Source organism: Rhodoferax sp. GT1R46 (genome assembly GCF_056521285.1).
The window spans coordinates 155584-178434 of the sequence record NZ_JBWMBC010000006.1 but is presented as its reverse complement, the minus strand read 5'-3'; the positions used below and the strand labels follow the sequence as shown (position 1 = coordinate 178434).

General features: G+C 60.3%; 18 protein-coding genes and 1 other RNA gene. 9 read left to right on the top strand and 10 right to left on the bottom strand.

The window, feature by feature from the left end:
• Positions 1-23 precede the first annotated feature (23 nt).
• Positions 24-476: a ribonuclease HI gene (gene rnhA / locus AC097W_RS14515; RefSeq protein WP_479603323.1), complete on the bottom strand. Its 453-nt coding sequence runs from the start codon at positions 474-476 to the stop codon at positions 24-26.
• A gap of 38 nt (positions 477-514) precedes the next feature.
• Positions 515-1285 (bottom strand): class I SAM-dependent methyltransferase, encoded by a 771-nt coding sequence (locus tag AC097W_RS14510; protein ID WP_479603322.1) that lies wholly within the window; start codon positions 1283-1285, stop codon positions 515-517.
• Here AC097W_RS14510 and gloB point away from each other — a divergent pair.
• Together gloB and AC097W_RS14500 are read left to right on the top strand one after the other, a co-directional pair.
• Positions 1284-2051 carry a hydroxyacylglutathione hydrolase gene (gene gloB / locus AC097W_RS14505; RefSeq protein ID WP_479603321.1) on the top strand — a complete coding sequence of 256 codons (768 nt, stop codon included), beginning with the start codon at positions 1284-1286 and terminating at the stop codon, positions 2049-2051. The genes AC097W_RS14510 and gloB overlap by 2 nt on opposite strands.
• Positions 2051-3619 (top strand): transglycosylase SLT domain-containing protein, encoded by a 1569-nt coding sequence (locus tag AC097W_RS14500; RefSeq protein ID WP_479603423.1) that lies wholly within the window; start codon positions 2051-2053, stop codon positions 3617-3619. Before gloB ends, AC097W_RS14500 begins: the two co-directional genes overlap by 1 nt.
• A gap of 42 nt (positions 3620-3661) precedes the next feature.
• On the opposite strand, the gene AC097W_RS14495 is transcribed toward AC097W_RS14500, so the two are convergent.
• The 4 genes from AC097W_RS14495 to dnaX are packed head-to-tail and all read right to left on the bottom strand — an operon-like array spanning position 3662 to position 7004.
• A complete protein-coding gene (locus AC097W_RS14495; RefSeq protein ID WP_479603320.1) occupies positions 3662-4075 on the bottom strand; it encodes an MAPEG family protein in 414 nt (137 codons plus the stop codon).
• Positions 4076-4119: 44 nt separating this feature from the next.
• Positions 4120-4710, bottom strand: a complete 591-nt coding sequence (gene recR, locus AC097W_RS14490; protein ID WP_479603319.1) for a recombination mediator RecR — start codon at positions 4708-4710, stop codon at positions 4120-4122.
• 12 nt (positions 4711-4722) lie between these two features.
• Positions 4723-5055, bottom strand: a complete 333-nt coding sequence (locus AC097W_RS14485; protein WP_479603318.1) for a YbaB/EbfC family nucleoid-associated protein — start codon at positions 5053-5055, stop codon at positions 4723-4725.
• Positions 5056-5099: 44 nt separating this feature from the next.
• Positions 5100-7004, bottom strand: a complete 1905-nt coding sequence (gene dnaX / locus AC097W_RS14480; protein ID WP_479603317.1) for a DNA polymerase III subunit gamma/tau — start codon at positions 7002-7004, stop codon at positions 5100-5102.
• A 147-nt stretch (positions 7005-7151) separates the two neighbouring features.
• Between dnaX and AC097W_RS14475 the strand changes: the two genes are divergently transcribed.
• The 3 genes from AC097W_RS14475 (at position 7152) to ffs (ending at position 10057) form a co-directional block, all read left to right on the top strand.
• Positions 7152-8198: an extracellular solute-binding protein gene (locus tag AC097W_RS14475; protein ID WP_479603316.1), complete on the top strand. Its 1047-nt coding sequence runs from the start codon at positions 7152-7154 to the stop codon at positions 8196-8198.
• The gene (locus AC097W_RS14470; protein ID WP_479603315.1) at positions 8195-9928 is read left to right on the top strand and encodes a diguanylate cyclase domain-containing protein; all 1734 of its coding nucleotides are present in this window, start codon (positions 8195-8197) and stop codon (positions 9926-9928) included. Before AC097W_RS14475 ends, AC097W_RS14470 begins: the two co-directional genes overlap by 4 nt.
• 32 nt (positions 9929-9960) lie before the next feature.
• Positions 9961-10057: signal recognition particle sRNA small type (ffs, locus tag AC097W_RS14465), an RNA gene on the top strand.
• Between the two features lie 90 nt (positions 10058-10147).
• Here ffs and AC097W_RS14460 read toward each other — a convergent pair.
• From AC097W_RS14460 to AC097W_RS14450, 3 genes are read right to left on the bottom strand one after another with little or no spacing between them, the layout of a single operon-like run.
• On the bottom strand, positions 10148-11407 hold the full coding sequence (locus AC097W_RS14460; protein WP_479603314.1) for a TIGR03862 family flavoprotein: 1260 nt from the start codon (positions 11405-11407) through the stop codon (positions 10148-10150).
• The gene (locus AC097W_RS14455) at positions 11404-14760 is read right to left on the bottom strand and encodes a UvrD-helicase domain-containing protein (protein ID WP_479603313.1); all 3357 of its coding nucleotides are present in this window, start codon (positions 14758-14760) and stop codon (positions 11404-11406) included. The genes AC097W_RS14460 and AC097W_RS14455 overlap by 4 nt, the downstream gene beginning before the upstream one ends.
• On the bottom strand, positions 14748-17408 hold the full coding sequence (locus tag AC097W_RS14450; protein WP_479603312.1) for a PD-(D/E)XK nuclease family protein: 2661 nt from the start codon (positions 17406-17408) through the stop codon (positions 14748-14750). The genes AC097W_RS14455 and AC097W_RS14450 overlap by 13 nt, the downstream gene beginning before the upstream one ends.
• 84 nt (positions 17409-17492) lie before the next feature.
• On the opposite strand from AC097W_RS14450, the gene trxA reads away from it, so the two are divergent.
• The 4 genes from trxA to AC097W_RS14430 all read left to right on the top strand — a co-directional run bounded on the left by trxA (position 17493) and on the right by AC097W_RS14430 (position 21492).
• Positions 17493-17825 (top strand): thioredoxin TrxA, encoded by a 333-nt coding sequence (gene trxA / locus AC097W_RS14445; protein WP_479603311.1) that lies wholly within the window; start codon positions 17493-17495, stop codon positions 17823-17825.
• Between the two features lie 203 nt (positions 17826-18028).
• Positions 18029-19291, top strand: a complete 1263-nt coding sequence (gene rho / locus AC097W_RS14440; protein ID WP_479603310.1) for a transcription termination factor Rho — start codon at positions 18029-18031, stop codon at positions 19289-19291.
• Positions 19292-19411: 120 nt separating this feature from the next.
• Entirely contained in the window at positions 19412-19693 is a 282-nt protein-coding gene (locus AC097W_RS14435; protein ID WP_479603309.1) for a type B 50S ribosomal protein L31, read from the top strand.
• Between the two features lie 95 nt (positions 19694-19788).
• Positions 19789-21492: a hypothetical protein gene (locus tag AC097W_RS14430; protein WP_479603308.1), complete on the top strand. Its 1704-nt coding sequence runs from the start codon at positions 19789-19791 to the stop codon at positions 21490-21492.
• On the opposite strand, the gene phoR is transcribed toward AC097W_RS14430, so the two are convergent.
• Positions 21472-22842 carry a phosphate regulon sensor histidine kinase PhoR gene (gene phoR / locus AC097W_RS14425; protein ID WP_479603307.1) on the bottom strand — a complete coding sequence of 457 codons (1371 nt, stop codon included), beginning with the start codon at positions 22840-22842 and terminating at the stop codon, positions 21472-21474. The genes AC097W_RS14430 and phoR overlap by 21 nt on opposite strands.
• Between the last annotated feature and the right edge of the window lie 9 nt (positions 22843-22851).

The window sequence follows — 22851 nt, the reverse complement described above, 5'->3', positions numbered from 1 at the left end:
CCGCGTCACCAGAGGGGAAACACTCAACGTTGACGAAGAACCTGTTCGACCCCGAGATTGGCTAACGCATCGGCCCGCTCGTTACCTGGATCCCCCGCATGCCCCTTGACCCAGCGCCAGTCAATTTTGTGCCCCATCTGGGCGACCAACTGGTCCAGTTGCTGCCATAGGTCCACATTCTTGACCGGCTGCTTGGCTGCAGTCTTCCAACCTTTTGCCTTCCATCCAGCGAGCCACTCGGTAATGCCTTTCAGTACATACTGACTGTCCAGGTGCAGGACCACGGTACACGGCCGCTTCAGTGCCGTCAGAGCCTGAATGACCGCCATCATTTCCATCCGGTTATTCGTGGTGACCAAGTCACCCCCAAACATTTCTTTCACTGAACCATCCGGCGAGCGAAGCAGGGCACCCCAGCCTCCAGGCCCCGGATTACCCTTGCAGGCTCCATCGGTATAAATTACTACTTGATTCAATCGTCTGCCCTCAACAAAAATTCAGCAATGAACGCATCTCAATGATCATGTGCGCGGTTAGCGACCGAAACCGCCTTGTTTCCGCGCACCGGTGCGGTCTTCCACGCCGCCTCCATGAGCCGCAGTCCACGCACGCGCTTGACGGCCACTAAAAAATACGCCGCGCCAAAAATGGGCCACCAACGCTCGCCGGCGCGGTCCATCCAATCAAAACGCTGAAGCCATTTGTCGCTGCGCACTGCGGGGCTGTAACAGCCGAATTCGCCTACCTCGACCTCAAAACCCAATAAACGAAGCCAGTCCCGCAACCGCCAGTACCCAATAAATTCACCGCAATCCGGCAGAAACAGACTGTTTACGCCCAACCGGCGGTACAAATGACCGCGTCGCTGCCGCAGCCCCCAGAGGCTTGCCGGATTGAGTCCGCATATCACCACCCGCCCCTCGGGCACCAGCACCCGCTCAACCTCTCGCAGTGTGGCATGCGGATCCGCACTGAATTCCAGTGTGTGGGGTAGAACGACCAGGTCCAAGCTACCCGCCGGAAAGGGCAAGGACGCAAAGTTACAGAGGAATTCCGGTTGACCGACTCCGTCGCCGCCATAGACTGGCATATGCTCGGTCGCCAACCACCGGTGCGGCATACGGTTGGTCTGCAAGCCCGCCAGATCCGGTACCCCCAACTGCAGTGCGTGATAGCCAAAGATATCCGCCACAGTGGCGTCTACACGCGTACGCTCCCATTCCAGCAGATAGCGGCCTGCCGGTGTCTGGAACCAATCGTGCATACCTATAATTTGATCGCTCATGAAGTTAATACCGCTGCCCGCCTTTGCCGACAACTACATCTGGATGCTGCACGATGGAAAAGAGGCGCTTGTCGTTGACCCCGGGGATGCCCAGCCAGTGCTCCTGGCCCTACAACGCGAACGCCTGCAATTAAAGGGCATTTTAGTCACGCACCACCACGCTGATCACACGGGTGGCGTCGATTTATTACGCGAAACAACCCACGCGCAAGTTTTCGGACCGGCGCTTGAGCCCATGCCAGAGCCCCTGCAACGCGTGGTGGGCGGCGACACAGTGCGTCTGCTGGGGCTGGATTTCCGCGTGCTGGATGTGCCAGGCCACACAGCGGGCCATATTGCCTACTACTGCGAGAACGTGGACGTGCGCCCTCTGCTGTTTTGCGGCGACACCCTGTTCAGCGGAGGCTGCGGGCGTCTGTTCGAGGGCACACCAAAACAAATGCTGGCATCCCTGGAACTTTTGGCGGCCTTACCGGACCCAACCCAAGTGTGTTGCGCCCACGAATACACTTTAAGTAACCTGAAGTTCGCACGCGAGATTGAGCCCGACAACCAACAACTAGCTAACTACAACGACCACTGCAAGGCGCTGCGTGCGCAGGGTCTTCCGACGCTCCCTTCCACGATCGCGCTTGAGCGAGAGATCAATCCTTTTTTGCGCAGCGACCAACCTACCATCATTGCTTCAGCCCTCCAGTTCGATGCTGGAGGTGTTGAGCGGGATGGGGTGTTTGCGACCCTGCGGCAATGGAAAAACCAATACTGATGAATCTTTTAAGAATAACGTCTCTTGCCACTTTGGTGTGGCTTACGGGTTGCGCAATCTCGCCTGAGGCCGGTGACAGCGCCGCTCCCATTGCAGGCGAAACACTTGACCTGCGGTCCAGTGCCGAGATGCGGCAGCCTCAATCACGCGCAAATAGACCAGGTGCCCATTCGTCTGCCAGCCAATCGACCCTGGCCCCGATTACCCTTCAGAAAACCCCGTCGCGTGCGGTCACCGCATTGACACCCCCTGTGGACTTATGGGATCGCATTCGCCGGGGCTACGGCATGCCTGACCTGGACAATGATCTGGTGCACGACCGCGAGCAGTGGTACGCCACCCGGCCGGACTACATTTTCCGCATGACGGAGCGTTCAAAAAAATACCTGTTCCATATTGTTGAAGAGCTGGAGTTGCGCAACATGCCTACGGAGTTGGCTCTGCTGCCATTCATCGAAAGCGCGTTCAACCCGCAGGCAGTTTCGGGTGCCAAGGCGGCGGGCATGTGGCAATTCATGCCGGCCACTGGAAAATACTTTGAACTGAAGCAAAACGCGTTTCGTGATGACCGCCGCGACGTGCTGGCGTCCACCCGCGCCGCGCTGGATTACCTGCAAAAACTGCACGGCATGTTTGGCGATTGGCACCTGGCGTTGGCCGCTTATAACTGGGGAGAAGGCAGTGTGGGCCGCGCGATAGCCAAAAACCAGCGTGCAGGCCAGGCGGCAGGCTACCCGGACCTGAACATGCCCATGGAAACGCGCTTTTACGTGCCCAAGCTGCAAGCAATAAAAAACATCGTTTCAGACCCTGCGTCGTTCAACTCCAAACTTCCACTGATTGAAAACCACCCCTATTTTCAGTCTGTAACCATTCGCCGTGATATTGATGTGGCGCTCGCTGCGAAACTGGCAGAGGTGCCGTTGGACGATTTCAAGGCACTGAATCCATCCATCAACCGGCCGGTCGTCATGGCGGCGGGGACCCCGCAAATTTTGCTGCCTTGGGACAACGCAGAAGTATTCCAGAGCAACCTGGAGTCCTACGGTGGCGGTCGATTGGCGAGCTGGACTGTGTGGGTTGCGCCCACGACCATGCGCACCGCAGACGCTGCAAAGCGGGTTGGCATGACCGAGGCCGAATTGCGCAGCGTCAACGCCATTCCCCCTAGAGTTGTCATCAAGGCAGGATCGTCTTTACTCGTCACCCGAACGGCCAGCACCGGTCAGGACGTCGCCGTGAAGGTTGCCGACAACGGCCAGCTGTCAACAGCCCCCGAGGTGGTACTTAAACGGGTGCTGGTGCGAGCGGGGAAGAAAGACACGGTGTCCAGCATGGCCCGCAAACATCGGGTGAATGCAGATCAGTTGGCGCAGTGGAACAACGTGGGCATTTCAGCCGGCTTCAAAGCCGGACAACAAGTGATCATCTATGTTCCGGTCAACTTCCAGACGGGCAACGGACGCTCCAATAAACGGGCAACAGTCGCAAAAAGCCCGGTGCGCCGGGTGGTTGCGCTTGGCAATAAGAAAGACACCCCCCCCGCCGCAAAATTGGCAAAACGCTAGGGGGTCTGTGGTGCGAGAGCGGGCCCACCGCGGCCCAGCCGTTTAGCGGTAGCCTACAAACAATATGCCAATGTTGACGGCAAAAGCAACCGTCCAGACGATGCTGCGTGCATTGGACATGCCGGAGACATACATCATGATGTACAGCACACGCAGCACGACAAACAAAAACGCGAGTACGTCCAGAAACGCCTGAGGCGCTACCAGTTGGTGCGCAATGACTACCGCGCCAATGAAGAATGGCAGCGCCTCGAAACTGTTGGCTTGTGCAGCGTCCGCGCGGGCGCGCCAGTCAGTCTGGCGTGCAAGCCAGTGGCGCGGATCGGCGTTGTCATATCCGCCATCTTTGCGGGGTTTGCCAAACATGCCGGCTTTGGCCAGACCTGCGCAGCCAATGGGTAACAGCGCGGCAATCAGCACGCACCAGTAGGCGATGGTGAAGTGGACGAGATGCATAAATAATAGAAAATTTCAGGTTTCAGGATTGCAATGCGCGCGCATCAGCGTCGGTCCACCAGTGCATGCGCGATGGTTCCCAGGTCCACATATTCCAGCTCACTGCCTGCTGGCACACCGCGCGCCAACCGAGTCAGTTTGAGCCCGCGTGCTTTGAGGCCTTCGCTGATCACATGCGCCGTCGCCTCGCCTTCAGCGGTGAAGTTGGTGGCCAGAATCACTTCTTCCACCAAGCCATCGGTTGCCCGGTCAAACAGCTTCTTCAGACCGATATCGTGCGGGCCGATACCGTCGAGCGGGCTCAGCTTGCCCATCAGCACAAAGTAGAGGCCCTTGTAGGCGCCAGTGCGCTCCAGCGCCGCCTGGTCAGCCGGTGTTTCCACCACACAGAGCTTGCTGCGGTCGCGCCGCGCATCCAGGCAGGTGGCGCAGACATCCGACTCCGTGAAGGTATGGCAGCGCTCGCAGTGCCGAACACCGGTCGCAGCATCCTGCAAGGCCCGCGACAAGGTCAGCGCGCCTTCACGGTCGTGCTGCAGCAGGTGAAACGCCATGCGCTGGGCCGACTTGATGCCCACACCGGGCAGGCGTTTGAGCGACTGAATCAGGACTTCAAGGGAATGGGTATCCGCCACGCGTCAAGCCGTTCAGAACGGAAACTTCATGCCACCGGGCAGGCTGGGCATGCCCGCTGAGATTTTCCCCATTTTTTCAGCCGAGGTGTCTTCGGCCTTGCGCACCGCTGCATTGAAAGCCGCCGCCACCAGGTCCTCAAGCATGTCCTTGTCATCGGTCAGCAGGCTGGGGTCGATGGTGACGCGTTTGACATCGTGCTTGCAGGTCATGATGACCTTGACCAAGCCTGCACCGGACTCGCCAGTGACTTCAATGTTGCCCAACTCATCCTGGGCTTTTTTCATGTTGTCCTGCATCGCCTGGGCTTGTTTCATCAGACCGGCGAGTTGACCTTTGTTGAACATGGTTGTCCTTAGTTGATTTCAAAAAATAAACGAGCGGAAAGCCGCTACAGGGGCTTGATGGATCCTGGCACGATTTTCGCGCCAAAGTCCCGCATCATGGTTTGCACAAACGGATCGTCAAAAATAATCTTCTCGGCCGCCAGCTGCTTCTCAGCGGAGGCCGCACTGTTGCGCCTGCCAGGGCTATCGGTCACACGGCCAATTTCCACCACCAGCTTGACGGCAAAACCGGCGGCCTTCAAAGCTGCGGTCAAGCGGTCCCGGGTACCGGTCTGGTTCAGCGATTCCCGCTCCAACCGCAAAACCCATTCATCCGTGTCGCGCGCGACCAACTGCGACTGCAGTGCCAGTTCTCGCACCATGGCGTTGATGGCTTCAGCCGCAATCAGCTGCTGAACGGTGGCGTGCCAAAAGTCACCCTCTTCGGTGGGCACCAGCGCCTGCGTGACCTGCCCGGCGGTAAGCTCCGAACGCGACTCGGCCTGCACACGCACAGGAACTGCTACAACTTTTGTAGCTACCCGCGCAGGTTCCGCGGGGGCTAGAGGCGTATTTGATTTAAATTCTGGCTCAGAATCATGCACGGCAACCAGTGAAGGCGATCCCATTCGCACTGTGAGAACCTGACCCGGCGGCACGTTAACCACGGCGGGCACTGCAACGGGCTCATCTTCCCACGGCTGCACCGCGACTGGCTTTGCTGCCGCCTGCACTACCGGCACTACCGGCAAAGCAGCTGGATGAGTATTTTGCGAAGTGGCTTGCGGTTGCGCAAGCGGACTATTCAGAGTTTTTTTTTCAGCCAGTGGCGCAGAGCCCGCGTTCGCCAATCGTTCGCCGCCCCCCCCTTTGGGCTTGAACGCCAGCAGACGCAGCAGCACCATGGTGAGCGCAGCATATTCGTCGGGGGCCAGGCCCAGATCCCCGCGACCATGCAGGCAAATGCTGTAGAGCAACTGGGTTTCATCGGGTGGCATCAGGGCTGCCAAGCGGGAGGTCTCGGTGGCTTCGGGGTCGCTGTCATCGTCGGTAGCCGGCCCAACGGTTTGCACCACCGCCATGCGCTGCAACACTGTGGACATTTCTTCCAGCGTGGAGGCCGCACTCAGGCCATTGAGCCGAAGTGTCTCGGATATCTCCACGACGGTTTTGCCGTCACCCTGTGCCAGCGCTTCAATCAAACGAAACACGTAGGAGCGATCCACGCTGCCCAGCATCATGCGCACGGAGGCCTCCTGCAACTGGCCCGAGCCAAAGGCAATGGCCTGGTCGGCCAGGCTCAGTGCATCCCGCATGGAGCCGCGCGCTGCCCGCGCCAGCAGGCGCAGCGCCTGCACTTCCGCGGGAACCTGTTCCACTTCCAGCACCTTGGCCAGGTGCTCGCGGATGGTCTCGGGCGCCATGGGTCGCAGATTGAACTGCAGGCAGCGCGAAAGCACGGTAACCGGCACCTTTTGCGGATCGGTCGTGGCCAGCACAAACTTCAAATACTCAGGGGGCTCCTCCAGCGTCTTCAACATGGCGTTAAACGCCGTGTTGGTCAGCATGTGCACCTCGTCAATCATGAAGACCTTGAAGCGACCTTGCACCGGCTTGTAAACCGCCTGTTCCAACAGTGCCTGCACTTCGTCCACACCCCGGTTGGAGGCTGCATCCAGCTCGGTGTAATCGACAAAGCGGCCGCTATCAATATCAGAGCACGCCTGGCATACGCCACAAGGGGTCGCAGTGATTCCGCCTTGTCCATCGACGCCCTGGCAATTGAGCGACTTGGCCAGTATGCGCGACACGGTGGTCTTGCCGACACCGCGGGTGCCCGTAAAAAGGTAGGCGTGGTGCAACCGTTGTGTGGTGAGCGCGTTGGTTAGCGCCTGCACCACATGGTCCTGCCCCACCATTTCCGTGAAATTGCGGGGGCGGTACTTGCGGGCGAGCACGAGATAGGACATGCCCGGATTCTAAAGGGGGTGAGGTCCGTTTTGCCTCTGAAGGCTCTTTTAATGGGCATAGAATGGGCTGCAACCCTTTCCGGGTCTCGTGGCTCCCCCCGTTGCCAGAAAGAAAGCTTGGAGATAGGTTATGGCGATTTTTTTCCCATGATCAAGGCATTGCGCAGCCTGTTCGTGCTTTCCACCTGTTTTTTTGCGATGGCCGTGTCCGCCTACGCTGCCGACGCGCTGCGGGTGCTGGCTTGGCCGGGTTACGCTGATCCAGACCTGGTCAAGGTTTTCGAGCAACGCACCGGCAGCACCGTCGAAGTCACCATCGTTGATTCCGATGAAGCCCTGTGGCAAAAAATCCGCAACAACAAGGCGCAAGACTTTGATGTTTTTGCGGTGAATACCGCTGAGTTGCAGCGTTACATCGCTGAAGGCCTGGTGACTCCCATCAACACCGCAGGCGTGCGCAGAATCGCAACGCAGTTGCCACGGTTTCGCAACGTCAAGAGCATTCCCGGCCTCGTTCATGGCGGCAAGGTCTTCGCCATTCCGTACACCTACTCGGAGATGGGACTGATCTATGACCGGCAGCAGGTCAAGGAGGCACCCACATCCATTCGGGCGTTGTGGGATCCCCGCTACAAGGGAAAGGTATTGCTGTACGACAGTGGAACCCACAATTTTTCACTGGCAGCGCAAGTGCTGGGCGGCACAACCCCCTTCCATTTGAACGACAAAGAATGGCCCGCGGCCGTTCAGCAATTGATCTCCCTGCGACGCAATGCGCTGGCGTTTTATACCCAGCCCGTTGAATCGGTGGAACTGTTCAAAAACAAGAAGGCCGCGCTACTTTTCGCCAACTACGGGTCGCAGCAATTGCAATTGCTCAAAGCGGCAGGGATCGACGTGGGCTACGCCATTCCAAAGGAAGGTGCACTCGCCTGGCTTGATTGCTGGGCGATCACGCGGGGCGCACGCAACCCTGAGCTGGCTGAAGCCTGGATTAGCTATCTTCTGGAGAAAGAGCCAGGTGAGGCATTGGTCAAGCGCCAGGGTCTCGCCAACACGACGTCGGAGTCACCCAACCTTCGGACTGACGATACATTCAAATGGCTGGAGCCAGTTGAAGACGTGGATCGCAGGAACCTGCTGTGGGGTCGCATCGTCTCGGGCGATCGGGCCAGCAAGGTACTGGCACCGTGACCTCCGGAATTGCTGTAAAGCTGGGCCTGCTGCTGGCAGTCGTGGGCCTTCTCGCTTCTGGACTGACGGGCTATTACGCCTATGACGTCAGCCGTGGCCAGTTGGTGCAATCGGCGAAAAACGAATTGCTGACATCGACCTCCGGGCTCGCTCGTCGCATCGCATTGGCGCGAGATGAGATATCCCGCAATCTGCAGGTGCTGTCCAGTCACCCGTCCGCTTTGTCCGTCTTGCAGAAGCCCAGCCCGGCACAGGAAGAGCAGTTGGCCACGCTTTTCAAGCTGATGATGGAAGCGAACCCCGGCTACTTTCAGGTGCGCCTGATATCCGCAGCCGACAACGGCATGGAGCGTGTGCGCGTTGACAGGGACGGGGCGCAGTTGGTCCGCGTTACAGGCGACGAACTTCAGGAGAAGGGTCACTTTCCCTATGTATCCGATACGCTGAAAATGGCCTCCGGTGGAATCTATTTGTCGCGGATTGACATCAATCATGAACGAGGTGCACACGAAGGGCAAGAACAGCCCACCGTGCGGCTGGCCGCGCCCGTAACAGACCGGAAGGGCCAGGTTCTGGGCGCCGTGGTGATCAATATCGATCTCAACCGCACGTTCAAACAGATAGCGTCGAACCTGCCCAAAGACACCCAGTTTTTTCTGACCAATCGCGATGGCGACTTCCTGATTCATCCCGACAATTCGCAATCCTTCGGCTTCGACAAAGGCCGGCGGGTCCTGGTGCAGGATGAGTTTCCTGCGACACGGAGTCTGGTGGAAAGCAAGTTCGACCAAGTTGTTTTTGAAGCGACGCAGGGGCGTTATGCGGATGCCCCTGTAGTCGCAGCGTTTGTAGGCAACAAGGTCGGAGCCACCAGTGACGAAACCAGGCTCCTTCTCGGCTTGGCGCAACCACTTTCGGCCATTGTGGCGCAGGCGGACCAGCTTGGACTGGCCATACTTCAAATCGTGGGTGGTTTTTGCCTGGCCTGCATTCTGCTGGCCACGTTTGTTGCTCGGGCGGTTACCAGACCCATTGACTCCATGAGCAACGCTGCACAACGCTTTGCCAATGGATATGAAATCGATGGGCTGCCAGTGGATCGAAAGGATGAGATTGGTGTGCTGGCGCGCAGTTTTAGCCAGATGCAGGCCCAAATCAAACAGCAGCTCACCGCACTCCAGGACAGCCAGAAAAACCTGGAGCATCTGGCGCTGCACGACATGCTGACGGGCCTGCCCAACCGCCGTCTGTTTCACGAGCGCCTGGAGCAGGCCGTAGAGCGCGGCCGGCGCAACGGCGAGCGATTCGCCCTCCTGTTTATTGACTTGGACAATTTCAAGGACATCAACGACCAATTGGGCCACGAGGCCGGTGATGCCGCGCTGAAGGAGATTGCGCAACGGCTGGCCTCCGCAACGCGAAAGGTTGATACGGTAGCCCGACTGGGCGGAGACGAGTTCGTTGTTTTACTGAACAACCCGGCAGACCGGAAGCAGATTGCGTCCATTGCACGCCAGCTGCTGGATTGCATGCGGTCGCCAATACCCTTTGGTCCGCTTTCCATGCGCGTGAGCTTCAGCATTGGCATCGCTCAGTATCCCGACGACGGCGATACCGCCTCCGGAATTATCTCCAGCGCCGACCATGCGATGTACCTGGCCAAGACAGACGGTCGCAACAGCTTTCGCTTTTGTTCGGGCGATACGGTATCCGAACCACTCTTTGACTGAATGAGCCTCTCGCATTGAGTACAATAAAGGCTGACGGGCCTTCCCGCATGGTAAAGCGGCCAACCGGGTCAGATGGGGAACCAAGCAGCCCTAACTGTGGAGCCAGTGCCGGGGTCAAGGCTCGTCAACCTCATTTTTTTTCTCGTTCTATTTCCCAAGCTTTCAGCAGCTATCAAAACGATAGCTGCTTGCGCAATGCGCACGCGGGCTAGAACCCTGTCAGGCTTGAGATTGTGCCTGCAGGTACTCCAGCACACCCTGCCCTGCGCGCTTGCCACTGGCAAAACAGGCGCTGAGCAAATAACCACCGGTGGGGGCTTCCCAGTCCAGCATTTCTCCGGCGCAAAACACACCGGGCTGCGCCTCGGTCATCAGGCCGGGCGTGAGGGCTTCAAACAATACCCCACCTGCGCTGCTGATGGCTTCATCGATCGGGCGTGCTGCCACCAGCGTGATGGGCAAAGCCTTGATGGCTGCGGCCAGTTGCACCGGGTCTGCAATCGCTTCTTTGGACACCAATTCGTACAGAATGCCGGCCTTGATGCCCTCCAGATGCAAACGGCTCTTGAGGTGGCTAGACAACGAACGCGTACCCCGGGGGTGGCGCACTTCGGCCAGCACTTTCTCGGCACTCATGTCGGGCAGCAAATCCAGGTGAAAGGTGGCGGAACCGGAGCGGATGATTTCGTCGCGCAGCAGGCTGGATGCGGCGTAAACCAGACTGCCCTCCACGCCGGTGGCCGTGGCCACAAACTCGCCCTTGCGCTCAAACCGCACGCCCTGCGAGCTAGTAAGCGCCATAGATACCAGCTTGAAAGGCTGGCCCGCAAAGCGGCTGGAGAAATGTTCGCTCCAGCCGTTCTGCACGTCAAAACCACAATTGGCGGGCAAGAGCGGCGCCACAGCGATGCCGCGTTCCGCCAGCAGCGGCACCCAGGCACCGTTGGAGCCCAGACGCGCCCAACTGCCGCCACCGAGCGCCAGTACCACGGCGCGGGCCGGTACCTGCACCGGGCCTTGGGGTGTTTCGAAGTTCAAAACGTTGTCGCCAGACCAGCCGGTCCAACGGTGGCGCATGTGGAATTGCACACCCGGGCCGGTGGCGGGATGGCGCAGCCGGTGCAGCCAGGCGCGCAGCAGCGGTGCGGCCTTCATGTCCTTGGGGAAGACACGGCCGCTGGAGCCGATGAAGGTCTCCACGCCCAGGCTAAGGGCCCATGCACGCACGGCGCTGGGATCAAAGCCATTGAGCAGGGACTCGATGGCCGTGCGCCGGGAGCCAAAGCGCTCGGCAAAGGCATCGGCACCTTCAGAGTGCGTGAGGTTGAGGCCGCCTTTGCCCGCCAACAGGAACTTGCGCCCGATGGAGGGCATGGCGTCATACAGGTGCACGGGCAGACCGGCATCGGCCAGGACTTGGGCGGCCATCAGGCCAGCGGGGCCGCCACCGATAACGACGACGGGGAGTTCAGAGTTCATGGATTCAGTTCTATCAAAGTGCCTTGGGCGGTCAAAAACGCAGCGCGGACGGGTTGTCCGGGTTGCGCCTGCGCTACCGCTGCGCGGTAGGCCAGAAGCTGCGCACGCAGCTCGGGTTGGAGGTGTGGCTGGGCGGTTGACTTGTAGTCCAGCACCCACCATTGTCCCTCACTGTGCTGCACCAACCGGTCGATGCGCAGCATGCGGCCCTGATGGACAAGCCCCACCTCGTTGCCCTGCCAGAGCAGTTGGCTAGCGTCCCACGCCCAGGCACCCTCGCCGCGCAGAATGGCCTGGGCCATGCCCTGGGCCACTTCGACCTGCGCTGGCTCCAGGGAAAACTCCCGCGCAACCGCATCCCGCTGCACCGCAGACCACAGGTGCGCAGCGGTGGCGGTACCCCGCGATGGCAGGCGTTCCAGCAAGCGGTGCATGGCCTGGCCGATGCGGGAATCGAGGCTGTCTTGCGCTGCATCCGGTTCGCCGGCCACGCCGTATTCCGCTATTGATTTAATAGCTTCTTGCGCATATTCCACGGGGGCTACAGGCATTTTTGGCAATGAAAGCAGCGTGTAAATGCCTTGAACAGGTGCCACCGCGCCTGCGGCACCCGGGTCGGCTCCGGCATGCAGCCCAGACTGCCACGGTGCGTCTTGCGCATGCTCCTGCAAGCGCTGCCACCAGCTCGCCGGGTTGGCCATGTGCGGCTCCAGGCTGGATACCACCAGCGTGCGCTGGGTACGGGTCAGCGCCACATACAGGGCGTTGAGTTCTTCCCGGCTGCGGGCCGTTTGCTCGATGGCCAGTGCATCGGCTACGCAGGCCGGTGGCTTCGATTCACTGGCCAGAAACACAAAACGCTGCGGGTACAGGGCTTCCCCAGGCCAATCCACCAGCACACCCATGGTCTGGGATTTGAGGGATTCGCTGTCGGTATCCAGCATCAGCACCAGCGGTGCTTCCAGCCCCTTGGCACCATGGATGGTGAGCAAGCGCACGGCATGGGCATCGGCCCGCACCGGTGCCTGGATGCCCCCCGCACGCAGCGCGCGCACCAAGGCATAGGCGGTAACGTATCGCCCACCGTCCACCTGCAAGGCGGCCGCCAGTAACGCACGCACATTGGCGAGCACGCCTTCGCGCTGGTTGGCGGGCGTGGCCGCCGCGTAGCGGGCCAGTACATCGCCCTGCTGGTAGATGGCGCTCAGCGCGTCGTGCGGCGGCAGCGTATCCACCCAGGTTTTCCAGAGAGTGAGCACAGCGCCCACAGAGGCTACCGCCGGTGGCAAATCGGTGGCGGTCTGCAGCACCTGCATCCATGGCACCGTGGGTGTGCGTTCGTCGATCTTTTCCGCGGCGCTGCGCAGGGCACGCTGGCGCAATACGATCTGCACCAGATCCGAATCGCGGATGCCGAACACCGGCGACTTGAGCGCGCGCGCCAAGGACAGATCGTGCGCGGGGGACACCAGTGCGTCGAGCAAGCCCACCAGATCCTGTACCTCCGCCATGTCGGCGAGCTCATTTTTTTCGGGCTGCTGGGCAGGGATGTGCAGCGCAGCCAGTTCGGCCTGCATCAGGCCCAGTCGTTCGCGCTTGCGGGCCAGCACCATGACATCGCGGGCTTGGAGCGCGCCGGACTGCAATTGCTGCGCAATCCAGCGCGCAGCCTGGCGGCATTCCATGACTTTGCGGGTTTCTTCCGCGATCAACCGCGGGGTGGTGAGCGAGTCACGCCAGCCAGCAGGGTCGGAATGGGGGGAAGGGTCGGAATCACCAGCCGCATCGTCTGCTGCTGCCTCACGGTGGATGCGGGGCAACTTCAAGATGCTCCCTCTTTCGTGCGACTCCGTGCTGTGTGCCCGAAAACCGTCAAACTCACCGGCCGTCTGGGCCTTCAGCATCACCTGGTTGACCAGTCCGATGATGTCCGGCGCGTTGCGCCGTGTGTGGTCGCAACTGAGCAAGTCACCGCCCAGACCCTGCGCCACAAAGCGCTGTGCCGCCTTGAACACCTGCGGCTCGGCCCGGCGGAATCGGTAAATACTCTGCTTGGGGTCGCCCACCAAAAACACGCTGGGCGCATGGCCCGCTCCGGCGTAGCCCGAAAGCCACGCGCTCAGGGCCTGCCACTGCAAGGGGTTGGTGTCCTGAAACTCGTCGATCATCAGATGGCGCACCCGCGCATCCAGGCGCTCCTGCACCCAGCCGCTGAGCACGTCGTCCGACATCAGCACCAGTGCGGCGCGCTCCAGGTCACCCATGTCGATCCAGCCTCTCTCCCGCTTGAGGTCGGCATATTCCACGACCAGCACGCGGACCAGGCGCGCCATGCGCTGCTGGTGCAGCCAGGCCTGGTGCTGGCCTTGCGCGGCCACGACTTCCAGCAACTGGTCCTGCGCTTGGCGCACGGTTTCGATGCCCTGCACCTTGTCGCTGAACTTGCGCGGTGTGCCGGCTTTGGTCATCATGGCGTCCACCATGGCGTTGGCATCGCCTGCTGTGACGGCCTGCTCCAGCGCCCCAGCCGCCGCGATGCAGGTGGCCTGAGAGGCGGCACCGAGCACGCGCGCGGCGTCCAGCAACAGGCTGCGCACAGCGGGCGTGGTCAGCAGCGCGTGGGGCGTGTCCACCCCGGCAAACGCCGGGTATTGCTGCCCAAAGGTTTGCACCGATGCGTCAACCACACCCTGGGCATCGGCCAGCGAAAATTCCACCCGCTTGTTGAGCGCGGCCTCCAGCGCCTTCTGGGTCTGGTGGCGGCCAAAGGTGGCGACCGCAGCCAGGTAGTCTTCGCGGCCCTGCGGGTCGCGAGCCACACGCATTTGAAAACGGGGCCAGGCTTGGGCCACGGCCCGCACATCGTTCTCCAGCAGCTCGTAGTTGGATGGCAGACCGAGATCATTCAACGCCGCCAGCGGTGCGCTGCGCACCAAGGCCGCAAACCAACTGTGGAACGTGCGAATCTGCACCGGCCTGCCGCTTTTCAGCAAGGTGTGGTGCAGGTGGCGCAGGGCATCCAGTTGCCCGGCTGTAGGCTCCTGGCTCAAACCCCGGTTGCGCAGTTCCTGGCGGAGTTCAGCATCACTCTGGGTGGCGAACTGCAACAGCCACTCGTGCAGACGCTGGCGCATCTCGCCTGCGGCTTTCTTGGTGAAGGTGATGGCCAGAATTTCGTGTGGCGCGCAGCCCTCCAGCAAGGCCCGCACAATGCGCGACACCAGCATCCAGGTCTTGCCCGCACCGGCACAGGCCTCAACCGCCACGCTGCGCCGGGGGTCACAGGCAATGGCGTAGAAGCGGCTGCGCTCCACCGTCGCGCCGTTGTGTTCAAAGGCCGCTACTTCGGACATGCTGGCTCGCTCCAAAAGTCTTTGCGGCAGAGGCCCCGTGCCTGGCAATAGTCACAGGCGCTGCCCTCGCCCAGCGCGGGTAAGGGCGCACCCTGAGCAATGCGCGCCATGTCATGCAGGATGCCTTCAATCAGCGCATCCCGCGCGTCCACCACATCCGGCTGGGCGTAGGTTTTGGTTGCATCGCGCTCGCCCACATTCACGTAAGCGGCTTGCAAAGTGTCTTGTGGCAACAGGGCCGCGTAGAACGCTATCTGGGTGTCCTCCAGTGGCTCTTTCACGCGGGCACTGGTTTTGGCCGTGGGCTCGGTTTTGTAGTCGAGCACCAGCAAGGTGCCGTCAGGCAGCTTGTCGATGCGGTCGATACGACCGACCAGTTTGAGGTCGCCCAGTCGCTGGGTCTGCGCCGATTCGGCACTGACAAAGACCGCGCCGGTGGCTTCGTGCTGTGAGAGCCAGCGCAGGTAACCGTCGCGCACGGCCGGCCACGCGGCAACAAAGGGCAAGAACTCGCCTTCGCCCAGGCCCATGGCATCGGTCGTGGCCGCGGCGGCATCATCGAGTAGCAGCTTCTTTTCAGTGGTGGTAGGGTCTAGCAAAGCCAATGTTTCATGAAAACGGGTGAGCACTTCATGCAGCCACAAGCCGAAGTCGCGCTTGCCGATCTCGGCGTCCAGTTCGTCCACCGATTTGAGGCCGAGCTGGCGCAGGGCGAAAAATCGGTACGGGCAGTGCCGAAGATCGTCATACGCACTGGCGGATAACTGACTCACGGGCACCAGCTCACCGATGGGCATTGGAGGAAGTACCGGACTGGGCGCAATGGAGCGCCCCGTGCGCGGGTCGACCGCCTGCACCGCTGACTCTGCATGACCCGCATGATCCGCGGCCCCCGATCGGGTCCTGGCCCATTGCATCAATTGCACCAACGGGCTTGGCAGCAAGGTTTCACCCGTATCGTCACTGCAGCGCCACAGCACATCGCAATACGGCGTAAGCAGTGCATGGTGCCAGGCGGACTCTGTCGCGGCCTGCAGCGCCTCACGCGATGGCAACGCCAGCGCTGCGCGCTGCTGCGAAGTCCAGCCGCCAGGGGGCTCTGGCGAGGGGTTGAAACGCACTTCATCACACCCGGCAAGCACCAGCGCGGCAAATGGACGCGCCAGCATCTGACTCATGGGCAAAATGACCACCTGTTCGTGATCCGGATAGGGTGGTGAAAAGCTGGCCCCCTCCAGCGCCTGGTTAACCCACCCCGTGAACTCAGCGAGGTCCATGCGCCGGGAGGCCCACAGAGCCTGACCCAGAAGATGCTCCCAAGCGGGCATGGGTGGCGTGGTCAACCGCAGCGCTGCCAGCACTTTGATACCTGCGCCATCGGTCTGCAGGCCCTCCCATAAACCACTGGACTGCAATGCGGTGCGCAGCACGTCCAGCCAGCCCGCCAGGGGACGGCTGCCGCGTAGCGGCTCCAGCACGGCAGCCACCTCCGCGCACGCCTGCAAAACGGCGGAGGATTTTTTGACGCTGGGTGCGTTGGCTGCACCGCGCCAGTCCCGAACCTGATCCTGGCGCACAGCAGCTTCCAGTCCACTCACCTGCGCAGCAAAAGCCGGAGCGCCCTTGAGCCAGCCCAGCACCCCGTCGGTCGACGCATTCCAGACACCCGCTTTCAGAAGCGCCACCACCTGGGCTGCTGCGTGACTGGTTGACAGCTTCCAGCCGTTTTCATCACGGATCTGCACTCCAGCGCCTTCCAACATGGAGCGCACGCGTCGGGTCAGGGCCCGGTCAGTGGAGACCAACGCCAGCGGAAAGCGCCCGGCAGCAATGTGCCCAATGGAGCAAGCTGCTGCGCGCTGTGCCTCGTCCTCAGAATCCCCGCAAGCGTGCCATGCGATGGCGCTTGCGCCGCCATCCGACTGGAGTGCCTGTTCGGATGCCAGCGACAAACCGGCCAGCTTGCTGCCCCAAAATTCCTGCAAAGCGGGTGTGAGTGCGTCGGCTGCAAAGCCTTGCACCACCAGCAGGCAATCCAGCCCGTCACGCACGGCTGTATCAAACAAGACATCACTGGCGTAACTCGACAGCGCGGCCCACTCCACCGCAATGCGGGCAACAGCGGCCTCCATCGCCAGCACAGGGCCGTCCATGCCCATGAGAGCCGACTGGCGGGCGACTTGCGCCCAGGCCATGCGTTCTGCAGGGCTTCGGGCCGCTGCCAAAGGGCCCAGTTGTTGTGCCGCCTGGACCAATAGTCCCGCCAACGCGTCTTGCTGGGCGCCAAGGCCTGCGCTGCGTAACAGGGCTTGCGCAGTCAGGGCGTCCAGCGCCATGTCGAAAGCGATATCTGTCGCGCCGGGGTTGAATGCGCCCAAGGCCGCGCTCCAGTTCATGGTGGTCTGAAACTGCGGCGCAAAACCATCGGGAAAACGCTGAACCCATAGACGCGTCGCCAACGGAATCAACTGCGCGTACGGCAACAAGACCACCGTGCGCGCAGGGTGCGCTGCGCGCTGGTTTATTTCAGCCGCAATACGTATCAGTAAACCGCTCGCCGAATCGAGCCACAGTGCCAGCGACGGATGTGCCAGAGCCTGCGGATCAACGAGTCCGGTGGAAAGATCAATTTTCGCTATGCTCTTCATAGCAACCGGCAGCCCGGCGGGTTCTTGGTTTCTGTCACAATGCCTCCAACTTTAGCTGTATCGCAAACTCCCAGAGGAATCACTATGGCCAGCGCCCTGATTAAACATGTAACCGACGCTACTTTTGAAGCGGATGTGCTGAAAGCAGCTCAGCCGATACTGGTGGACTATTGGGCCGAATGGTGCGGCCCCTGCAAGATGATTGCGCCGATTCTGGACGAAGTGTCCACCACCTACGAAGGCAAACTCCAAATTGCCAAGATGAATGTGGACGAAAACCGTGAGATCCCCGCCAAGTTCGGCATTCGCGGTATCCCGACCCTGATGTTATTCAAGGATGGGCAACTGGCAGCCACCAAAGTCGGCGCTTTGAGCAAAGCCCAGTTGGTCGCCTTCATTGATCAGCAACTGGCCTGATTTCGAGCACGCGACCGTGTCACCGCTACACGGTCGTTTTTTCCTGTCATAATTAACCCCGTTCATCAGCGCCTCCCAAGGGCTGGTCCCAATTGCCGGGTTAAGAACGCCGAGGCCGAGTCACTGGTCTTGCCTCAACCCCCTCTCCCTGTATTTCTCCAAAAACTCCGAATTTCGGTCAACTCCCCCACGGGACCATTTCCATGCACTTAAACGAACTCAAGGCACTGCACGTGTCGGAAGTCCTCAAGCAGGCTGAAGAGCTTGAGATCGAAAACACCGGCCGCATGCGCAAGCAGGAACTGATGTTCGCCATCATCAAGAAGCGCGCCCGCACCGGTGAGCAGATCATTGCCGATGGTGTGCTGGAAATTTTGCCTGACGGATTTGGCTTTTTGCGCAGCCCCGACACCAGCTACACCGCCAGCACGGATGACATCTACATCAGCCCGAGCCAGGTGCGTCGCTTCAATCTGCACACCGGCGACATGATCGAAGGTGAAGTACGCACCCCGAAAGACGGCGAGCGCTACTTCGCACTGAACAAACTTGACAAGGTCAACGGTGGTGGTCCTGAGGAGAACAAGCACAAGGTGATGTTCGAAAACCTCACGCCCTTGTTCCCCAAGGAGCAGATGAAGCTCGAACAGGACATCAAGGGTGAAGAGAACATCACCGGTCGGGTCATCGACATCATTGCCCCCATTGGAAAAGGCCAGCGCGCCCTTATCGTGGCGCAGCCAAAAAGCGGTAAAACCGTGATGATGCAGCACATTGCTCATGCGATTTCAGCCAACTACCCTGACAGCTATCTGATGGTGCTTTTGATTGACGAGCGCCCGGAAGAGGTTACAGAGATGCAGCGCACGGTCAAGGGCGAGGTGATTGCCTCCACTTTTGACGAGCCGGCAGCGCGCCACGTGCACGTCGCCGAAATGGTGATTGAGCGCGCCAAGCGTCTGGTCGAGCTGAAAAAAGATGTGGTCATTCTGCTGGACTCCATCACCCGCCTGGCTCGCGCTTACAACAATGTGGTTCCCTCGTCTGGCAAGGTCTTGACGGGCGGTGTGGACTCCAATGCCCTGCAACGCCCCAAGCGCTTCCTGGGTGCCGCCCGCAATGTCGAAGAGGGCGGCTCACTGACCATCATCGCCACCGCCTTGGTGGACACCGGTAGCCGCATGGACGAAGTGATCTTTGAAGAATTCAAGGGCACTGGCAACTCGGAAATTCACCTGGACCGACGCCTCTACGAGAAGCGCGTGTTCCCGTCGATCCAGCTCAACCGCAGTGGCACACGCCGCGAAGAATTGTTATTACAGCCAGAAATTCTGCAAAAGACCCGCATCCTGCGCCAATTCCTCTACAACATGGACGAAGTGGAAAGCATGGAGATGGTCTTGAAGCAAATGCGCGCGACCAAAAACAACAGCGAGTTCTTCGACATGATGCGTCGCGGAGGCTGAGACAGTCGAATTTGACGACTAAGCTATAATTGATGGTTTCGCGACAAGTACGCCGAGTTTTGAATTGCGCAATGGTTTGCCCAAGGGCTCGACGCGGCTGACGCATCTGATGGAGATAGTATGAAAGAAGGAATTCACCCCAATTACCGCGAAGTTTGCTTCCAGGACATGTCCAACGGATTCAAATTCGTGACACGTTCGTGCGCAAACACGAAGGAAATGATCGACATGGAAGACGGCCGTAAACTGCCGTTGTACAAGCTGGACACCACCAGCGAATCTCATCCTTTCTACACTGGCACACAAAAATCCGTGGACAACATGGGTGGACGTGTTGAGCGCTTCCGCAATCGTTTCGGCAAGACCGCGGTCAAAACTGAAGTCAAAACAGAAGCCGCATAATCCGGATTCAGGTTTTGGCCTGAACCGTCGCAAGAAAGCAGCCCGGAGCTCCGTGCTGCTTTTTTTTCGACCGCATTTCATTTCCTTTCTTTTCCGTGAACCACCCTAACCCAGCCATCGTTACCCAGGCGGCCGCCAGGCGCTTCCCCAGACTGGCTCTTCTGCTGTTTTGCTGCGCCTATGTGTTGCCGGGATTCCTGGGGCGTGATGCGTGGAAAAGTGCGGATATGACCGCATTGGGCTACATGGCTGAGTTGGTACATGGCACCTCAAGCTGGTTGGCTCCAACCTTGATGGGAGTCACTGCCGACAACCCTGCACTGCTGCCCTACTGGCTGGGTGCGTGGGCCATGCAACTCGCCCCACCGGGACTGGCGTTGGACTTTGCCGCGCGCGTACCCTTTGGCTTGCTGCTGGCACTGGCGATGGTATCCACCTGGTACGGTACGTATTACCTGGCACGCAGCCCCAGGGCTCAGCCCGTCGCCTTCGCCTTCGGAGGCGAGGCACTGCCTGCCGACTACGCCCGCGCCATGGCCGACGGTGGGTTACTGGCATTCATCGCCTGCCTGGGATTGGCGCAGCTGTCCCACGAGACCACGCCCGCGCTGGCACAACTCGGCTTCGCTGCGCTGTTTTTCTACGCCTTCGGAGCGTTACCTTATCATCGTGCCGCCCCAGCCATTGCGGCAACGGTGGGCCTGAGTGGCATGGCCCTTTCTGGCGCGCCGACTATGGCGGTACTGCTTGGGCTCGGTAGTGCCGTGGTTCACTACCTTGACCAGCTACGGGACCAGAAAAGCACACGGGAACCTGGCGCTGCAGCCAGAGAAAGTATGGCACTTTTGGTGGTGACTGCAGCAATCGGTGGCATGACCATGGCGCTGGGATTGTGGCGCTGGAAAATTGAACTGCCACACGCTCTCTGGGTCGACTGGAATGGATTTTCCCAGTTACTGCTGTGGTTCACTTGGCCCGCCTGGCCTTTGGCCCTGTGGACCACCTGGCGCTGGCGTCACCAACTATTCAGTCGTCAGGTCAGTCGCCATATTGCGTTGCCGGTCTGGTGGCTAGTGGTGTGTGTTGTCGCGAGCCTGACCACAGGCTCCTCAGATCGAACGCTGCTGCTGTCATTGCCCGCACTGGCGGCGTTGGCGGCATTTGCGCTGCCCACGCTCAAGCGCCCGGTAGCATCATTGATTGACTGGTTTACTTTGCTGTTTTTCTCTGGTTGTGGACTGACCATCTGGGTGGTATGGATTGCCATGCAAACCGGTTTCCCCAAGCAACCGGCCGCCAATGTGGCACGCCTCGCACCCGGTTTTGAGGCGAGCTTTTCAGTGTTGACATTTGCAATTGCCGTAGTCGCCACATTAGCATGGGCATGGCTGGTGAAGTGGCGGGTGGGGCGACAACGCGCGGCCATCTGGAAAAGCCTGGTTCTGCCGTCGGGCGGCGCGGCCCTGTGCTGGCTGCTGCTGATGACCCTGTGGATGCCCCTGCTCAACTATGCGCAAAGCTACACCGCCTTGGTGAAGCGCACCGTCAATCAGATGGGCAAGCCTGGATGCGTGGAGACCCGTGGGCTTGGGCAAGGCCAGATTGCCGCCTTCCAGTTCTATGGCCAGCTGCAACTGCGTGCTTCGCAATCGTCTCCGCGTTGTCCCTGGATGCTGCTAGAGCCAGGCCCCACCATGTCGGTTCCGGGCAGCGTCGATGCTCAACAGTGGGCGTTGAAAGCGAGCATCCGGCATCCCGTCGACGCCGGCGAATCCGTGCTACTTTTCCAGCGAAAGTAGGGGTCTGGCAGACTCTGGAAGCGCATCCAGCGAGGCACGTATGCGCGAAGCCGGGAAGGTCATCGAGAAGGTTGAACCCTTGCCCGGCACGCTCTCTATTGCCAATTCAGCGCCATGGCGTTGCGCCACGTGCTTGACAATGGCCAAGCCCAGACCGGTACCACCCGTTTCGCGGGACCGGCTTCTATCCACACGGTAGAAACGCTCGGTCAGACGAGGAATGTGCTCAGGTGCAATGCCTGGGCCCGTGTCCTTGACTGAAAAAACGGCGGTCCCGTCGGGCCGCAGCTTGAAGACGGCATCAATCCGCTGCTGGACCGGTGTGTAGCGGATGGCGTTGCCGATCAGATTGGACAAGGCACTGTGCAGTTCTGCAGCGGAACCAGCAATTTCGCACCCACCCCTCACCTCAAAGTGCAGGTCATGCGACTGCACCCACAAGACCTGTGACAGATCATGGGCGTCCTGCTCGCACTGGGCCATCAGCGTATCAACCGACGTCCATTCGTGTGATGGCGGCGGGGGCCGGCCTTCCAGCCGGGAGAGCGTGAGCAGATCGCTCACCAGCGTTTGCATGCGTTGCGCCTGCTGCGACATGAGACCTAGGTAGCGCTGGCGCTCCTGGTCATTCAGAGGCAGCGCCTGCAAGGTTTCCACAAACCCGGCCAATACCGTCAGGGGTGTGCGGATTTCGTGCGATACATTGGCGACAAAATCGCGCCGCATAGCTTCCGCCTGCTCGACCGACGTGATGTCAATCGACAACACAAGACTGCGCCCCTCGCCGTAGGGATGCAAATGCACCGACAGCTTGACCGGCTTTGAGCTGGAACTGTCGCGCCCCGGCATGATGACCTCGTGGCGAAAATCTCGCGCCGCAAAATAAGCGGCAAATCCCGGGTCACGCACGAGGTTGCCAAAGTGCTGCAGCATGTCACGCCGCGAATCAAAGCCAAAATGGGTGGCCGCGGTCTGGTTGAACCATTCAATACGCGCTTCCGAGTCCAGCAGCACCACGCCGTTGGGCGATGCCTGCAAGGCAGCCAGAAAGTCCTGGAGGCGCGTTTCGCTTTCAATCGTAATCCGCTCACGCGCACGGACGAGACGGCGAATGCGGTCCGACGCTTCACCCCACAGCCCGCTACCCAAGGCAATATCGGAGGTTGATCCCTCGCGCAGCCAACGCAACAAACGCACTCCGCGCACCGCGTCCACCAGCAACCAGAGGTAGCCGCCCAAAAGCGCCAAAACCAGTGATTCAACGACCTGGTTGGCCGTCGACGCCCAGTACCACCCGAAGCCTGCCGCTACAGCCTGGAACAGGACAAAAGAGAAAAACCGCCAGAGCATGCGCGCTTG

Bases quoted from the DNA above. Each gene is read 5' to 3' on its own strand.
- gloB (WP_479603321.1), top strand. From the start codon at position 1,284: ATGAAGTTAATACCGCTGCCCGCCTTTGCCGACAACTACATCTGGATG.
- AC097W_RS14510 (WP_479603322.1), bottom strand. From the start codon at position 1,285: ATGAGCGATCAAATTATAGGTATGCACGATTGGTTCCAGACACCGGCA.
- AC097W_RS14500 (WP_479603423.1), top strand. From the start codon at position 2,051: ATGAATCTTTTAAGAATAACGTCTCTTGCCACTTTGGTGTGGCTTACG.
- AC097W_RS14495 (WP_479603320.1), bottom strand. From the start codon at position 4,075: ATGCATCTCGTCCACTTCACCATCGCCTACTGGTGCGTGCTGATTGCC.
- AC097W_RS14485 (WP_479603318.1), bottom strand. From the start codon at position 5,055: ATGTTCAACAAAGGTCAACTCGCCGGTCTGATGAAACAAGCCCAGGCG.
- dnaX (WP_479603317.1), bottom strand. From the start codon at position 7,004: ATGTCCTATCTCGTGCTCGCCCGCAAGTACCGCCCCCGCAATTTCACG.
- AC097W_RS14475 (WP_479603316.1), top strand. From the start codon at position 7,152: ATGATCAAGGCATTGCGCAGCCTGTTCGTGCTTTCCACCTGTTTTTTT.
- AC097W_RS14460 (WP_479603314.1), bottom strand. From the start codon at position 11,407: ATGAACTCTGAACTCCCCGTCGTCGTTATCGGTGGCGGCCCCGCTGGC.
- AC097W_RS14455 (WP_479603313.1), bottom strand. From the start codon at position 14,760: ATGTCCGAAGTAGCGGCCTTTGAACACAACGGCGCGACGGTGGAGCGC.
- AC097W_RS14450 (WP_479603312.1), bottom strand. From the start codon at position 17,408: ATGAAGAGCATAGCGAAAATTGATCTTTCCACCGGACTCGTTGATCCG.
- trxA (WP_479603311.1), top strand. From the start codon at position 17,493: ATGGCCAGCGCCCTGATTAAACATGTAACCGACGCTACTTTTGAAGCG.
- rho (WP_479603310.1), top strand. From the start codon at position 18,029: ATGCACTTAAACGAACTCAAGGCACTGCACGTGTCGGAAGTCCTCAAG.
- AC097W_RS14435 (WP_479603309.1), top strand. From the start codon at position 19,412: ATGAAAGAAGGAATTCACCCCAATTACCGCGAAGTTTGCTTCCAGGAC.
- phoR (WP_479603307.1), bottom strand. From the start codon at position 22,842: ATGCTCTGGCGGTTTTTCTCTTTTGTCCTGTTCCAGGCTGTAGCGGCA.